The following is a 15,158-nucleotide window of genomic DNA, read 5'->3' as shown; positions in this document are numbered from 1 at the left end:
TTTCCATATTCTGGGCTGTTTATTATAATAGATGACCGCCGTGCCCGGGCGGCCATCTATTATAGCTATATAAGCTGAACTTAAGAATGATGCCCTGCTGATTCTTAAACTCACTATATATAGAAGGAAATTGGTTATTTTGCCGCCATCTCGACAATTTCGTTCGTATAGGCTGCATTCACATCAGATGCCGTCTTGATTACACCGAATTTGAGCGCAATATCGGCTGTCTGCTGGAATGCCGCTGCATCCGTATAACCCATCTTGGAAGCATCGAAGCCCTCCGGCTGAATCAGCTTGGCAACTTCAGTCATCATCGTCAGCTGATGCTCGCGGGACGTGCTGCCTTCTTCCGCAAGCTTCATTACACTGTCAACAGCCGCTTCAGGATCGGCAATCGCATCTGCCCAGCCCTTGAGGGAAGCACGGACGAATTTGGCTGCCGTTTCTTTATTGGCATCCAGCCATTCCTTGTTGGCGAACAGGTTGTCTTCGAGCATCGCCACACCCTCGTCATTCATGTCGATTACGCTCAAATCCTCTGCCTTGATGCCTGATTCCAGCACCACCTGATATTCGTTGTAGGTCATGGCCGATGCCGCATCGATCTCACCGCCGAGGAACTGGTCCATGGTGAAGCCCTGCTTGGTGAAGTTCAGATCCTTATTAGAATCCAGTTTGTATTTATCAAAGAGGGCCAGAATTTCGAACTCGTTACCGCCCATCCAGTTGCCGACCTTCTTGCCCTTCAGGTCAGCCGGTGTAGCGATACCCGCATCCTTCTTGGATACCAGCACCAGGCCGCTCTTCTGGAAGATCTGGGCGATCTGCACCAGCGGCATTTCCTGCTCCTGGCTGGTCAGCAGACTCGCCACCCAGTCTACGCCGATATCCGCCGAACCGCCCGCCACCTGCTGCTCCGGCACGATATCCGGACCGCCGGGCAGAATCTCAACCTTCAGCCCTTCTTTGGCATAGTAACCTTTGTCCTGGGCTAAGAAGTAGCCGGCGAACTGCGCCTGCGGAACCCACTTGAGCTGCAGCTTCACGGTAACCGGATCAGCCGCCGGTTCTGTGGTTGCCGCCGCTTCCGGCGAAGCCGCAGCCGTATTGCCCGCTGTCGCCTCTGCCGCAGGAGCATTATTGTTGTTGCCGCCGCAGCCTGCCAGTAGTGAAATCATCATAATAACCGCCGCCATCATTAACCCGCCACGAAATTTGCTTTTTTTACCGTTCATCTCAGCAACTCCCCCTACCAAATTGAGTTTTGTAATCCGGCCAAACACAGCATGGTTGCCATCGTGATGCTCTATGCATACGGTCATGCGTTGACAGCTTCTCTATATCCCGTCAGCGCAGAAGCCGGATGTAACAGGTACAGGGTGTTACGGTTGTTGCAAGTGTTACGCGCGCTGGGAGGGATGCCACTTAATGAATGCCTTCTCCAGCCGTTCAACGACCAGGTAAAAGATGACTCCGGCAATGGCTGCCAGCACAATGCAGGACCAGCCCAGCGGCATTTTGGCCACCTTAATGGAGTTGGAGAGCAGATAGCCGAGTCCCCGCGAAGAGAAGAAGAACTCCCCGACAATGGCTCCGATCATACTCGCCGTAGCGTTGATCTTCAGCGCGGTGAATACATAGGGCAGGCTGTTCTGAATCCGCAGATAGCGGAATACTGCCGGTTTGCCCGCTGCATAGGAATGCATCAGGTCAAGGGCCAGCGGATCAACAGCCGCCATACCCTTGTAGGCATTGATGGCCATGGCTGCCATCGTGGTTGCGGTAACAATAGCGGCCCGTGAGCCGATGCCGTCACCAAACCACAGGTTCATGATCGGGGCAAGCGCCACGATCGGCACGGCATTCAGCGCAGCAACCATGGTCAGGCTGCCCCCGCCCCAGCGGGGCCAGGCCGTTGCGGCCAGCGCAATGAGGAAGCCGCAGGCTGAACCGATCAGCATGCCAAGGACGGCTTCAGTGAGGGTATATCCGGTGTAAGAGAGCAGCAGGCTGAAGTTGTCCCGCATAGCTTCCGCTATGGCCGAGGGCAACGGCAGCTGATATTTCTTCAAATCGAAGATTCGGTGAAACACTTGATATTCCCACAACACCAGGAATATCACCCCGGCCAGGAGGGGAAGGATGATTCCGGGATTCAGCCGCCGCAAGGGACGGCGGGGATTCTTTTGCTTCCCTGGTTCTGATGAAATTCCGTTGTTAGATGCCGGGATTGGAGCAGAACCCGCCTCCGTGCCGGCAGAAGTAATGAATGGGATATCGCGTACAGAATTGCTTGCCATCAGCGGCTCCCTCCTTTGGGACGGAATTCCGGCTGCCAAGGCGCCACCAGACGTTCGGCCAGGCTTATCAGCCAGTAGCTTGCCATGCCGAGCAGGGCGCCGACCAGTACGGTGGACCAGAACATATACGTATGGGAAGGGCCATAGTAGAGATTGCGGAGCATAATTACACCGATGCCGTGCTGCGCACCCATCAGCTCAACGAGAATAGCGCCCGTTACAGCCAGCGGTGCAGCAATCTTCAGGCCGCTGAACAGACCCGGCAGCGCTGCGGGGAAACGCAGCTTCCAATAGACTGCCCAAGGCTTAGCAGCATAGGAATGCATCAGCTCCAGCGCGGATAGATCCACACTGCGCAGTCCGCGCAGCATGTTAAGCGCCACCGGGAAAAAGGTGATATACCCGGATATAATAATCCGCGACACCTGCTCGTCGCGTACAATACCATAGATAATCGGCGCCAGGCCAAGGATTGGAATCATCTGGGAGGCAATGGCATAGGGGAAGGCAAGCTGTTCTATTGTCTTCGACAGGCTCATCAGTACTGCCAGAACGACCCCGGCCAGCGCTCCGATCAGAAATCCGACACCGGCATTGCCGAAGGTGGCCCCGCCCTCTTGCAGGAGCGTCCCGCTATACTTCCAGAGGGTTGCGGCCACTTCATGGACATAAGGCAGCTTAGACTGGGCGAGCGGTGTCTTCGCTACATTCAGCAGCCACCATGAGACAGCCTCCCAGACCACCAGCAAACCAAAGATCCAGACGAACAGCGGCAGCACGCGCTCCCGCATAAACGCACTGTTCTGCTTCATGCCTACACCCCTTCAAAGCTGTCGCGGATGCGGGCGATCAGTTCAAAAAACTCAGGACTGTTTCTCATCTCCGCCGTCCGCGGGCGCGGCAGCGGAATATCAACAATCGCAGACAGTCTCCCCGGATGTGGGGATAGCACGAATACTCTGTCTGACAGGAAGATGGATTCAGGGATGCTGTGAGTGACGAATACAATCGTGCTCTGGACCTTGCTCCAGACGGAGAGAAGCTCTTCATTCAGGCGTTCGCGGGTAAATTCGTCCAGCGCAGAGAAGGGTTCATCCATGAGCAGAATTTCCGGCTCCATCGAGAGCGCTCTGGCGATGGCTACGCGCTGCTGCATCCCTCCGCTCAGCTGCCAGGGATATTTATCAGCAAACCCCTGCAATCCCACGAGATCCAGCAGTTCCAGCGCTTTATCCTCGCGGACTGATTTTTTAACGCCCATCAGCTCCAGCGGCAGCGTAATATTATGTTTGACCTTCCGCCAGTCGTACAGCACCGGACTCTGAAAGACAATTCCATACTTTTGCGCCAGCCGCGCTTCCTTAGCCGTCTTTCCGGCCACCATAATATTACCGGCAGTTGGTGTTATAAGATCTGCCATCAGTCTCAGCAGTGTGGTTTTACCGCATCCGGAAGGCCCCAGCAGGGACACGAACTCTCCTTTGGCAATATCAAGGCTTACCTGATGCAGCGCAAGCACGTCAGCCGTTTCCGTCTTATAACGCATCTCGACGCTCTCCAGCTGTATTTCAGGAATTTTCGTCGCTACTAATGACATTTCCAGCTCCCCCTTCATCCCTGAATCTATTATATGTCAAATAACATAACACATATGTTGTGAAAAAACGCCTTTTTCTCGTTACATGTTCGATTAACTAACATCTTACACTTTGCTCTGCAGACCCACATTAGACAAATCGTAAAATGGACGCTGAGAAATTCCGTCATTTTGTCCAGGAGCCCGTTTGCATTGTTAATAATCTGGAATTGTGCCGATAAAGTTAGTATGTATTCTCACCCTCTGTTGCCGGATTCCTGCCAACTGTTATCTATGCAGATGTGTGATATCATTTAACTATATCTACTCTTCTATAGGAGACCTTTAGCCAATGTTCAAAGCCTATTCCTACACATGGAGGCGCTACCCATGGAATCCATGATTTCCAACTATATAGTCATCGTCTCTATCTCAGGTGTGCTGAGCGCATTGCTGGCGCTGTTTGCCTATTATAGGAAGACTGATTTTTCCGGTCTAAAAGCTTTCATTGTAAGCTCAGCCGCTTCGGCGATATATACCTTCGGGTTCGCGCTGGAGCTCTCCGGCAGCACCATGCAGGAAATCGCGTTGTGGGTTAAGGTGGAGTACCTCGGTATGCCCTATATCGCCCCCTCCAGCATGCTAATGATTATGCACTTCGTAGGTCTGGAGCGTCTGATTTCCAAAAAACTGCTGACCGTCCTGTATTCGGTGCCCGTAATCTCTACCGTGCTCGTATGGACCAACGAGTACCACCACCTGTTCTATCAATCCATGCATTTCCGGGAAGGTGCCCCTACACCGCTGATCGATATCGTCATGGGCCCCTGGTATATTGTGCAAGGCAGTCTGACCTTCGGCTGCATGCTGGCGGGCATGTGCCTTATTCTCTGGCGCTGGAACCGGATGAAGCGGGTGTATCTCCGGCAGATGGTGATTATTTTCATCGGGCAGTTCCTGCCCGCACTGGGCGCATTCCTCTACCTGATGGATGCAACTCCGTATGGAATGGACCCCGTGCCCGTAATTATGAGTGTAACGTCCACCCTGTATATATGGGCTATTCTCTCCCGGGGCATGCTTACCGCCGCACCTATTGCCCGCGAGAATCTGTTCGAGAGCATGCGGGACGGCGTGCTGGTCATGGACCTCTCGGACAAGCTTGTTGATTACAACCGGGCCGCAGCCGAGATGCTGCAGGATCTCGATGCCTCCGCAATCGGCAGGCCGCTGGCCCAGCTGTTCCTTCCCGCCGGCAAGGAAGCTGTCGATTATGTGATGAATTCCAATCCCGGGGACAGCGAGGAGCAGGAGCTCGTCTGGAATATGGGGGAGGATGTCCGTTTTTACCAGATCCGCTCCTCCCCTGTGCAGAAGCATGACGGGCATCTGGCCGGACGGATGATTATGCTGATCGATGTCACTGAACGGACACTGCTCCAGGAGAAGCTCCTGCAGCTGGCCACCATCGACAGCCTTACCGGTATATATAACCGGACGCATTTCATGGAACTGAGCCGGGGCTTGCTGGAGGAAGCGGCCGAACGCTCCGCCCCCTTTTCGATCATCCTGCTGGATATCGATTTCTTCAAAAGCATCAATGACCGGTACGGACACCAATATGGCGATATGGCATTGCAGCATGTAGTGGGTGTATGCAGCCGGCATGTGCGGGAAGAGGATATCTTCGGACGTTATGGAGGCGAGGAATTCGTCTTATGTCTGCCGGATACTCCCTTGAAGCAGGCGGCGGTCATCTCGGAGCAAATCCGCGGGGATATCGAGCGCAGCGCTTTCTACACGCTGTCAGGGTCCATTAATGTAACGGCAAGCTTCGGCGTGGTGGAAGCCTTCCGCAGTAATATATCGCTGGAGGAGCTGCTCTCCGAAGCCGATCATGCACTCTACACCTCCAAGCGGAACGGCCGCAATGCCGTTCATCTGTCCAGCGGCTCTGCGATCACGCATTTCAAGCCGGTATAATTTCATAACAATACAACTACCCCCATGCCCGGACAGAATCCTGAGCACGGGGGTAGTGTTGTTTTTGGGAAAATTCTTATCGGGTACCAAAGGGGATGTAATGTCGTGGATAAGTTAACAGAAATATTAGAGGCCCAGCATGTGGGTTTGAAATCCTCCATCATGAACGACAGATTCGTACAGCGCAAGAAGGGGCAGAATTCTTCGGCATGCTATCCGTTTTTTTACGGCGGTACAGGTGTGCCGTCATCCACACTCAAGCTTAATCCGCATGACTTGGAGAAGCTGAACCGGGTGGTTGCTTTTTTGGATTAGTCTCGGCTTCGGCTGCGGAGTATCACCTTGCGCCCTCCAGGAAATATTCCACGCTCCGCAATAAGCCCGGCGGCAGCTCTTCCAGCTGAAGATACGTCTTCAGCTCCAGCAGCACCCGCTCGCGGTTATCCCCGAAGACATCTACAATCCGGGCAAGACGTTCCCAAGGTACCAGGTCTGCACGGAATTCCTGTTCCGTCATTGGTACTCCATGTGATTCTACAAGCAGGGCCGCCTTATAGCCGTAGATACGCTCCAGCAGCTTAAGGAAACCGGTACTGCTGTAGCGGCGCGGCCCGCCATATACGGACGGTCCCAGGGCATCTCCCAGTAAAAGAACTTTATCTTCTATAACATGCAGGACGCAGGAATCGGCTGAATGATCACCGCCCACATGGCTTAGCTCACAAGTGACCCCGCCCAGATCTACAGTAATACTCCCGTTAAATATAATATCAGGCGTATCCACGGTGATTACCCGCGGGGAGCCATATTCCAGGCGGATATGCGCTACACTCTCCTCACTGATTGTCCCCTCCTGCACAAGGCCTTCCAGCTCTTCATCACTTCCGTTCAGCCCTGCGAGCCGGTTAAGTACTAGCGCTGTTTCTTCATGGGCAATCACAGGGACGTTCCATGCTGTCATCCCGAAGGTATGGTCCCAATGCCAGTGCGTCAAGGCCAGCAGATCCGGCTGACGCCAGCCCCTTCTTGCCAACTCTTCCCGGAACAGCTCCGCATGGGCGGGGGAATTCCCCGCATCCATCAGCAGTGTCCGGCGTGAGCCGGAGACGGCCGCCAGGATCGGGCGGTCCGTGTCATGCTCCGCATGCATGATAAGAATATGCGGACTTAGCTCCTGAAACTTATGTTCCATACACAACTTCCTTTCTATTGCTATACCTTAAAGGGTAGGGTAAGCAGAATAAAAGGCATTCTGCCGGAGTATATCCTCTTCCTCTTTTGGTGATAACAGCACCATTGGCAGTTTTTCATTCACGGTATTCTGTTCCAAATCCTATCTTCATGTTGCCTGAGTTTCAGCTTTTAATCAAATGCCCTTGTTTGCCTTGACGGGTTTTCAGTTTAATAAGAGATAGCCAGTGTTGAAACTGGCATAGAGCAGACTGATACAAGGAGGGCGTTCTATGATTAAGATCGGGCTTACCGGCTTCGGAGACCACGAGGAGTTGTATGGCAAAATCAAACCTGCCGACCGGCTTCCTGCGTATAGCGCTTATTTTTCCATTGTGGAGATCGACAGTTCTTTCTATGCCGTGCAGCCGGTCAAGAATTATGTGAAGTGGGTTAACCAGACGCCGGAGCAGTTCAAGTTCATTGTGAAGGCTTACCAGGGGATGACCGGACATCTCCGTGATAAAAAAAATTATTACGATACTCCGGAGGAGATGTACCGCGCCTTCCATACCTCCATTGCCCCTGTGCGTTCGGCAGGCAAGCTGGCCATGACGCTGTTCCAGTTCCCGCCCTGGTTCGACTGCACCAAGGACAATGTGGAATTCCTGCGTGAGGCTAAGGAAAGAATGCTGGATGTGCCCTCCGCCATCGAGTTCCGCAACGATTCCTGGTACAGTCCTGAGCTGCGCAGCAGAACCCTGCAGTTCCTGGAGCAGGAGGGCTGGATTCATACCATAGCCGATGAGCCGCAGGCGGGTTCAGGCTCGATCCCGATTGTACCGGTCGCTACCACGCCGGACATCACCTATGTACGGCTGCACGGCCGCAATACCGGAGGCTGGAATCAGAGCAGTCATCCCGATTGGCGCAAGCTGCGCTATCTGTACCGTTACAGCACCGAAGAACTGGTGGAATGGAAGAACCGTCTGCTTACACTTACGCAGAGCTGCCGTGATATCTATGTAGTCTTTAATAATAATTCCGCCGGTGATGCCACCCCCAATGCGCAGGAGCTGCAGTCCCTGCTTGGGATTGACGGCGGTTTGGCCCCGCGCCAGCTGGACTTATTCACCTGAGGTTCGGAGGTCTACATAAATCTCTTCTACTCCTTGCTGAAGCAACAGACCCAAGAATTGTTCCATTCGTTTCACAACCCTTAAGGAGGCTACCAGGAATGAAGAGAAACCATACTATGATGCAATTTTTTGAATGGCATGTTGCCGCAGACGGAGAACACTGGAAACGCCTTGCCCAAATGGCCCCTGACCTGAAGGCGGCGGGAATTGATTCCGTATGGGTCCCTCCCGTAACCAAGGCGGTCTCTCCGGAAGATACCGGTTATGGAGTCTATGATCTATACGATCTGGGCGAATTTGATCAAAAGGGTGCCGTACGTACGAAATACGGAACCAAGCAGGAACTGGTCGACGCGATTGCCGAATGTCTGAAGAACGGCATCGCGGTCTACGTGGATCTGGTCATGAACCATAAGGCCGGGGCAGATGAGACAGAGGTGTTTGAGGTCATTGAGGTCGATCCTAACGACCGCAATAAGGATATCTCCCAGCCGTTTGAGATTGAAGGCTGGACCAAGTTTGATTTTCCGGGGCGCGGGGATGAGTACTCCAGCTTCAAATGGAACCACACCCACTTCAACGGCACCGATTTCGATGCCAAGGCAAGCCGGAACGGCGTATTCCGGATCGATGGTACGAATAAAGGCTGGAATCAGAATGTGGATGATGAATTCGGCAATTACGACTATCTGATGTTCGCCAATATTGATTACAGTAATGAAGACGTGAAGAACGAAATGCTGAACTGGGGCAAATGGCTGGTCGACACCCTGCAGTGCAGCGGCTACCGCCTGGATGCCATTAAGCATATCAACCATGAGTTCGTTAAAGAATTTGCGGCGGAGATGAAAAAGAAACGCGGCGAAGACTTCTACATTGTCGGCGAATTCTGGAACTCCAATCTGGAGGCCTGCCGCGAATTCCTGAACACCGTTGACTATCAGATCGATCTGTTCGATGTATCGCTGCATTACAAGCTCTACTCGGCTGCGCTGGCGGGCAGGGACTTCGATCTGACGCATATCTTTGACGATACGCTGGTCCAGACGCATCCGGCCAATGCCGTCACCTTCGTCGACAACCATGACTCCCAGCCGCATGAGGCGCTGGAATCATGGGTCGGCGACTGGTTCAAGCAGAGTGCCTATGCCCTGATTCTACTGAGGAGGGACGGATACCCCGTTGTCTTCTACGGCGATTATTACGGTATCGGCGGCCCGGCGCCGGTGGAGGGCAAGAAGGACGCCATCGATCCTCTGCTCTGTGCCCGTTACAACAAGGCCTACGGCGACCAGGATGATTACTTCGACCATCCCAACACCATCGGCTGGGTGCGGCGCGGTGTTCCGGAGATCGAAGGCTCCGGCTGCGCCGTAGTGATCTCGAACGGGGACAACGGAGAGAAGCGGATGTTCGCCGGCGAAGCGCGCGGCGGGGAAGTATGGGAGGATCTGACCGGCAACCGCCAGGAGACTGTCACCATCGGAGAGGACGGCTGGGCAGTATTCCCGGTGAATGGCGGAAGCGTCTCGGTCTGGGCTCTGCCCGATCCGGAGCCGGAGGACGATTGCGTGAAAGAGTGAGCATTGGACTCCGGGCGGGCGGTGGACGGGCGAATGACGACGAGGACTGGCGGGGCGGGCGGGGGGGGGGGGGGGGGGCTGACGAGGACAGGCGGGGAGCTTGCGGGGGCTGACGAGGACAGGCGGTGAAATCAGGAGCACTTTTGCTCCTCATTTCCTCCTTTTGCCCGCGTCCGGTGAAATCAGGGGCACTTTTGCTCCTCATTTCCCACTTTTGCCCGCATCCGGGTGAAATCAGGGGCACTTTTGTTCTTCACTTCCTCCTTTGGTCAACGTCCGGGTATGATTTGAGGGATTTATCCCTTTAATTTCAGCATACAGCCTACTTTCAGCGGAATTAGAGGGATTTATCCCTTTAATTTCAGCATACAGCCTACTTTCAGCGGAATTAGAGGGATTTTTCCCTTTAATTTCACCATGCAGCCCACTTTCAGCAGAATTAGAGGGATTTATCCCTTTGATTTCATCATACAGCCCACCTTCAGCGGAATCAGAGGGATTTATCCCTTTGATTTCACCGTGCTGCCGACTTCCGGGGGATTCAGTGGAGTTCCTGATACAAGAACAAATTTGTCCTTCAAACGGATTGGCTCCAAGCTCCAAAGAAACGTAACCAGTACATCATGCACGTTCTATACACTACAGACGAACATCATAATTTTCTAAATAACAATTAAAAGAGGCGACTCCCTGCCATACGGCAGCGAAATCGCCTCTTTGCTCCGTGCAGCCAGCCATTAGACAGCCTCAGCCAACCGTTCGCCAACCTCAGCCCAGCCATTCGCCACCTTAGCCAGTCGTTTCGCCACCTCAGCCAGCCACTAGCCAGCCTGAGCCAACTGTTCGCCAACCTCAGCCCAGCCGTTCGCCACCTTAGCCAGCCATTCGCCACCTCAGCCAGCCAATTAGCAGCCTCATCCAGCCTCCACCGGCTAACGAATGACGGTTGACTTCTCCCCGTCTGCCCAGACGCCGGAATCACTGTTTAAAATACGGTCGATCGGATACACCTTCCACACAGCCGTCACTACGGCAGAGCACAGCACTGCCTTGGTCAGGTCGCCCGGAATGAACGGCCACATACCTGCAGTTAACGCCTTGGCCAGCGAGTCCATGCCGGTTGAGTGGGCCAGCCACCATACGCCGCCAGGATAGACAAGCAGCGCACCAAATATAAAGTTAGCCGCAAGCAGCTTCACGAAAGTATATTTATCCTGCTTAATACGCTGGGCGAAGAAGCCGATCAGCCAGGCTACGAACGGCCAGGAGAATATATAGCCTGCGGTCGGGCCAACCAGCACCGCGAGTCCGCCGCTTCCGCCCATCACCGGGAAGCCCGCTGCAGCAAGTCCGATCACGATCAGTACGGCGAGCGTGCCGTAGCGTGCCCCCAGAATAGAACCGGCCAGCATGACAGCCAGGGTCTGCATTGTAATAGGTACAGTAGAAAAAGGCAGAGAGATCTTTAAATAACTCAGAGCGATCATAACTGCGGCGAATAGTGCACTGAATATCAGGCCGCGGGTCGTCCATTTCTTCATTGCCGGGAGTACCCCCTTTTTTTAGGATCACTATATCATCCCCCTCCGGATACATCAATCCTCAAATCTTTGTTATAATGGGGAGCGATTGTTGACTAGAACTGTAAGGAAAGCGGGCATGAGGATGATCAGGGCGCATAATTTGACCTTGTCTTTACGGGATGGCCAGCACAGGCGCCCGGTTCTGCAAGGGATTAGTATCCATATTGGACGGGGAGAATGGGTTGCACTCACAGGAGCCAACGGCTGCGGCAAAACATCGCTGGTCCGCATCTTCAACGGGCTGATTCCCCCGTCAGGAGGCAGTCTGTCCGTCGCCGGGCTGGATCTGCGCTCGCCTCAGAACCGCGCGGACGTGAAGCAGCAGGTCCAGCTTGTATTTCAGAATCCCGAGGCACAGACGGTGGGCTCTACGCCCTTCGAGGACATCGCTTTCGGGCTGGAGAACCGCGGGCTGGACCGGATTCTGATGGTTACGCGAATCCATGATATTCTGCAGCAGGTAGGACTGGCCCACAAAGCAGAAGCAGATGTCGCCAGTCTGTCCGGCGGAGAACGCCAGCGCCTGGCTGTCGGCTGCTGCCTTGCCCTGGATGCCGGCATGATCATCTTCGATGAGGCCACTTCCATGCTGGACCCGGCGGGAAGGCAGGATATTCTAGAGCTGGCCCGCCAGTTATGGAGGAGCGGCACAACCGTGCTCTGGGTCACGCAGCGGATGGAGGAGCTGGCCGAGAGCCCGCGCATTGCCGTTATGGGCGATGGCCGGCTGCTCTATGACGGTGATCCGCGCACCCTGTTCTACGCCTCCGGCCTGCCGGATGCGCTCGGATGGGTTCCATCGCCCGTGGTCCGCATCGGGAGACTGCTGCAGAGACAGAACTGGCCGCTTCATCTGCTCCCGCTGACCGAGCCGCAGCTGGAGGCGATGCTATGAGGATTCAGGCAGAGCATCTCTCCTTCCATTACAACGGCAAGTACGCCGTGCAGGATATCTCCCTGAATATCCCCTCAGGCACACTGACCGTGCTCTGCGGAGTTAACGGAAGCGGCAAGTCCACTCTGCTGCGCCTGCTCGCCCGGCTGGAGCATCCGGCATCCGGCAATATCATTCATGAGGATACGAAGCCTGCGGACCACAAGGCCTGGGAGGCTGTCGCTATGGTATTTCAGCAGCCGGAGACCCAGCTGTTCGCAGACAGCGTCCATAAGGATATCGAATACGGCCTGACGCAGCGCGGTGTGCCTAAGGTGCAGCGGGACGGCATCATCCGCAGCGCCCTCGCGCGGACCGGGCTGCCTTATGATGAGTTCGCCGGACGTTCCCCTTTCCTGCTTAGCGGAGGCGAGAAGCGCCGGGTCTGTATTGCCGGAGCCATAGCCTCCCGGCCCGGGCTTCTCATTCTCGATGAGCCGACCGCAGGACTGGACCCGCAGGCGGCACAGTCGCTGCTGGAAATGGTGCAGGAGCTGCGGCAGAGCGGCCTGACTCTGATCATCGGCACGCATGATCTGGACAGCTTTCTGCCGGTTGCCGACGGGGTGATCGTGATGAAGCAGGGCGCGGTCCATTATGATGGCCCTGCTGCGGCACTGACAGCGGATCCCGGACTGCTGCGAGCCGCCGGACTTACGCCTCCGGCTTATGCCTCGATAGGCCGCAGGCTTGTAGAACGCGGCTGGCTTGAAGCATTGCCGGACAATCTGGAGGAGCTGCTCGCCGGACTGGATAAGCAGCCTCTGCCCGTTCCACAGTCTGTCAGCATTCCTGCGGCCGCCCACAAGGAGCCCAGCGAATGGAGAAGAAGCGTGACGGAATCTCCACCGGCAAGCGGAGACGCACCAGGTCTATCTGCCGCCACAATAGGCCCGGCAAGCGGAGACGCACCAGGTCTATCTGCCGCTACAATAGGCCCGGCAAGCGGAGACGCACCAGGTCTATCTGCCGCCACACCAGGCCCGGCAAGCGGAGACGCACCGGATCTATCTGCCGCCACGCCAGGCCCGGTAAGCGAGGCCCTGGCTTCAACGATTCCTCAGGGACTTTACGGGGAGCCCGCAACATCTGACCACTTATCAATCAAACAAGCCCCTGGCCGGTTACGCTGGCAGGGACTGGATCCCCGGGTCAAATGGCTGGGGATGATTATCGGATCACTAACCGTGCTGGGGATGGATACCTTCCTCCCGCTGCTGCTGGCTGCAAGCCTGCTGGCCGGACTCACGGTTTCGGCCGGAATTTCCTGGCGTAGGGTCTTCCGCTTCTTCCGCCCGTTCCTCCTCATGTTCCTGTTTCTCTGGCTGCTGTCCGGGCTCAGCTGGAACTCGCCCGGCTTCAGCATCGGCCCGCTCAGCTTCAGTTCTGCGGGACTTCAGCGCGGAGGGATCAGCGTGCTGCGGTTTCTGCTGCTGATCGTCCTCGGGTTTCTGTTCACAGAGACCACTACCGGCGCTCCGCTGCGTGAAGGGCTGGAATGGGGAATTGCTCCGCTGAGACATCTTGGAATCCGGACCCGCAACTGGTCGCTGGCTGTGTCCGTGACGCTGCAGTTCGTGCCCTGGATTCTCGGCAAGCTGACACAGCTGCAGCTGGCGCTAAGCTCGCGCGGCAGGCGGGCCCGCGGACTGGCGCGCTGGTCCCCGCGGCAGATTACCCTGATCATCGTACCCCTGCTGATCCTTGTCCTGGGCATGGGCGACGAGCTGGCTACAGCCGTTGAATCGCGCGGGTATGATCCCGCCAAGCAGCGGACTCCTGTCTATCAGCTGGCCTGGAACAAGCGCGATACATGGGTTGCGCTAGGTATCCTGACGGCAACAGGCCTGCTATGGTGGCTTTCCCGGATCAGCTAAGTGTATAGCTGAGCATGTATTCCGTATTCGGACTGCCGGCTTCTATTCCCGGATCGTTAATGGTCCAGGTGCCTGCAATATCCAGCTCGCGGCAGGCCAGCTCGAAATTGCAGGCGGCAATGCCGATATCAATCCGCTGCATCTGGAACCCGAGCTTATTGCCGCTATAATTAGGCGTATGCTCCAAGTAGAAATGCAACTGCTGCCGGTCTGGAGACAAGACAAGTCTCCATGGCTGCTTGTTGGAGGCTGACGGGCCGATCCGGACCATCTCGATGGGGACGGCCAGCTTCCCGGCGGCTTCCGGTGTCAGCCGTTTGCTGAAATCACCGTCACAGAAGAGCTCCTGCCAAGGCTTCTTATTGTCGGCTCTGACCACATACCGCATCGTGGTATCCAGCAGCCGCTGCTTCTCCCGCGCGTAGCCGAGCGGCGTAATGCAGGGAATAATCTCCCCTTCGGCAAGCTCCAGCTCACGGGTAAAGGATTTGCGGTTAAAGGTTCCGCCAATCCAGCAGGTTCCAAGACCCAGCCCGGTCGCAAAAAGAATCAGCTTCTGGAAGGTATATCCGAACTCCAGCAGTGCCAGCTTCCCGTTACGCACGGAGCCTACCAGATAAGCCTGCGGATTCACAATGATCCCGTAAGCGCCCAGCTTCATGCCCTTGCCTTCCCCCGCCCCGCCTTTGGCCCAGATCCATTCAATCCCTGATATCCCGCCAAAAGGACCGCGCAAATTCTCTTCCTTATCCAGATACTCCATAATGGAGGCATGGGCTGCTGTATCAATTGGTGTGGTCTCATAAGTCCGCACAGACTTGCGTTTCTCCATAATTTCCATTACTGCATTCCCCATAACATCCGCCTCCTCAAATTATCCCGCAACCCTGCCCTGCCTTGCCTTGACCTGACCTGAACTGCCCAGTCCTTACTGGCTGGCTCAGCCTTCCTGTTACAGCTTCAAGCCCAAAAAAGAGGGCTCCGCTAAGAACAGGAGCCCTCCCAAAATG

General features: G+C 55.4%; 14 protein-coding genes. 6 read left to right on the top strand and 8 right to left on the bottom strand.

Features of this window, described 5'->3' with window-relative positions; translation table 11 throughout:
• Positions 1–134: 134 nt before the first annotated feature.
• The 4 genes from NSU14_RS34120 to NSU14_RS34105 form a co-directional block, all read right to left on the bottom strand.
• Positions 135–1,238 (bottom strand): ABC transporter substrate-binding protein, encoded by a 1,104-nt coding sequence (locus NSU14_RS34120; protein ID WP_076247677.1) that lies wholly within the window; start codon positions 1,236–1,238, stop codon positions 135–137.
• A gap of 165 nt (positions 1,239–1,403) precedes the next feature.
• Positions 1,404–2,303: an ABC transporter permease gene (locus tag NSU14_RS34115; RefSeq protein WP_340948710.1), complete on the bottom strand. Its 900-nt coding sequence runs from the start codon at positions 2,301–2,303 to the stop codon at positions 1,404–1,406.
• Complete coding sequence (locus tag NSU14_RS34110; protein WP_340948709.1) at positions 2,303–3,115, bottom strand: ABC transporter permease; 813 nt, start codon at positions 3,113–3,115, stop codon at positions 2,303–2,305. The genes NSU14_RS34115 and NSU14_RS34110 overlap by 1 nt, the downstream gene beginning before the upstream one ends.
• A gap of 2 nt (positions 3,116–3,117) precedes the next feature.
• Complete coding sequence (locus tag NSU14_RS34105; protein ID WP_039305637.1) at positions 3,118–3,900, bottom strand: ABC transporter ATP-binding protein; 783 nt, start codon at positions 3,898–3,900, stop codon at positions 3,118–3,120.
• A 369-nt stretch (positions 3,901–4,269) separates the two neighbouring features.
• On the opposite strand from NSU14_RS34105, the gene NSU14_RS34100 reads away from it, so the two are divergent.
• Positions 4,270–5,862: a histidine kinase N-terminal 7TM domain-containing diguanylate cyclase gene (locus NSU14_RS34100; protein WP_340948708.1), complete on the top strand. Its 1,593-nt coding sequence runs from the start codon at positions 4,270–4,272 to the stop codon at positions 5,860–5,862.
• Positions 5,863–5,967: 105 nt separating this feature from the next.
• Positions 5,968–6,177 (top strand): hypothetical protein, encoded by a 210-nt coding sequence (locus NSU14_RS34095; protein WP_340948707.1) that lies wholly within the window; start codon positions 5,968–5,970, stop codon positions 6,175–6,177.
• Between the two features lie 22 nt (positions 6,178–6,199).
• Here NSU14_RS34095 and NSU14_RS34090 read toward each other — a convergent pair whose 3' ends face one another.
• Entirely contained in the window at positions 6,200–7,054 is an 855-nt protein-coding gene (locus tag NSU14_RS34090; RefSeq protein WP_340948706.1) for an MBL fold metallo-hydrolase, read from the bottom strand.
• A 271-nt stretch (positions 7,055–7,325) separates the two neighbouring features.
• Here NSU14_RS34090 and NSU14_RS34085 point away from each other — a divergent pair, with 271 nt between their 5' ends.
• Together NSU14_RS34085 and NSU14_RS34080 are read left to right on the top strand one after the other, a co-directional pair.
• Entirely contained in the window at positions 7,326–8,171 is an 846-nt protein-coding gene (locus NSU14_RS34085; RefSeq protein WP_042140339.1) for a DUF72 domain-containing protein, read from the top strand.
• 98 nt (positions 8,172–8,269) lie between these two features.
• The gene (locus NSU14_RS34080; RefSeq protein ID WP_042140340.1) at positions 8,270–9,754 is read left to right on the top strand and encodes an alpha-amylase; all 1,485 of its coding nucleotides are present in this window, start codon (positions 8,270–8,272) and stop codon (positions 9,752–9,754) included.
• Positions 9,755–9,988: 234 nt separating this feature from the next.
• Here the strand turns inward: NSU14_RS34080 and NSU14_RS34075 are convergent, their stop codons facing one another.
• On the bottom strand, positions 9,989–10,357 hold the full coding sequence (locus NSU14_RS34075; protein WP_340948704.1) for a hypothetical protein: 369 nt from the start codon (positions 10,355–10,357) through the stop codon (positions 9,989–9,991).
• Between the two features lie 329 nt (positions 10,358–10,686).
• Entirely contained in the window at positions 10,687–11,295 is a 609-nt protein-coding gene (locus tag NSU14_RS34070; protein WP_039308201.1) for a biotin transporter BioY, read from the bottom strand.
• A gap of 118 nt (positions 11,296–11,413) precedes the next feature.
• Here NSU14_RS34070 and NSU14_RS34065 point away from each other — a divergent pair, with 118 nt between their 5' ends.
• Complete coding sequence (locus NSU14_RS34065) at positions 11,414–12,232, top strand: energy-coupling factor ABC transporter ATP-binding protein (protein ID WP_336103407.1); 819 nt, start codon at positions 11,414–11,416, stop codon at positions 12,230–12,232.
• Positions 12,229–14,148, top strand: a complete 1,920-nt coding sequence (locus NSU14_RS34060; protein ID WP_340948703.1) for an ATP-binding cassette domain-containing protein — start codon at positions 12,229–12,231, stop codon at positions 14,146–14,148. Before NSU14_RS34065 ends, NSU14_RS34060 begins: the two co-directional genes overlap by 4 nt.
• Here NSU14_RS34060 and NSU14_RS34055 read toward each other — a convergent pair.
• Entirely contained in the window at positions 14,141–15,004 is an 864-nt protein-coding gene (locus NSU14_RS34055) for a nitroreductase family protein (RefSeq protein WP_042140342.1), read from the bottom strand. The two genes, NSU14_RS34060 and NSU14_RS34055, sit on opposite strands and share 8 nt — an antisense overlap.
• Positions 15,005–15,158: the final 154 nt, after the last annotated feature.

It is taken from the genome of Paenibacillus sp. FSL R10-2771 (assembly GCF_038000205.1).
GTDB lineage: Bacteria > Bacillota > Bacilli > Paenibacillales > Paenibacillaceae > Paenibacillus_AQ > Paenibacillus_AQ phytohabitans.
The sequence above is the reverse complement of the archived record's forward strand: the minus strand, read 5'-3'. Positions and strand labels throughout refer to the sequence as shown.

Bases quoted from the DNA above. Each gene is read 5' to 3' on its own strand.
- NSU14_RS34120 (WP_076247677.1), bottom strand. From the start codon at position 1,238: ATGAACGGTAAAAAAAGCAAATTTCGTGGCGGGTTAATGATGGCGGCG.
- NSU14_RS34115 (WP_340948710.1), bottom strand. From the start codon at position 2,303: ATGGCAAGCAATTCTGTACGCGATATCCCATTCATTACTTCTGCCGGC.
- NSU14_RS34110 (WP_340948709.1), bottom strand. From the start codon at position 3,115: ATGAAGCAGAACAGTGCGTTTATGCGGGAGCGCGTGCTGCCGCTGTTC.
- NSU14_RS34105 (WP_039305637.1), bottom strand. From the start codon at position 3,900: ATGTCATTAGTAGCGACGAAAATTCCTGAAATACAGCTGGAGAGCGTC.
- NSU14_RS34100 (WP_340948708.1), top strand. From the start codon at position 4,270: ATGGAATCCATGATTTCCAACTATATAGTCATCGTCTCTATCTCAGGT.
- NSU14_RS34090 (WP_340948706.1), bottom strand. From the start codon at position 7,054: ATGGAACATAAGTTTCAGGAGCTAAGTCCGCATATTCTTATCATGCAT.
- NSU14_RS34085 (WP_042140339.1), top strand. From the start codon at position 7,326: ATGATTAAGATCGGGCTTACCGGCTTCGGAGACCACGAGGAGTTGTAT.
- NSU14_RS34080 (WP_042140340.1), top strand. From the start codon at position 8,270: ATGAAGAGAAACCATACTATGATGCAATTTTTTGAATGGCATGTTGCC.
- NSU14_RS34070 (WP_039308201.1), bottom strand. From the start codon at position 11,295: ATGAAGAAATGGACGACCCGCGGCCTGATATTCAGTGCACTATTCGCC.
- NSU14_RS34065 (WP_336103407.1), top strand. From the start codon at position 11,414: ATGAGGATGATCAGGGCGCATAATTTGACCTTGTCTTTACGGGATGGC.
- NSU14_RS34060 (WP_340948703.1), top strand. From the start codon at position 12,229: ATGAGGATTCAGGCAGAGCATCTCTCCTTCCATTACAACGGCAAGTAC.
- NSU14_RS34055 (WP_042140342.1), bottom strand. From the start codon at position 15,004: ATGGGGAATGCAGTAATGGAAATTATGGAGAAACGCAAGTCTGTGCGG.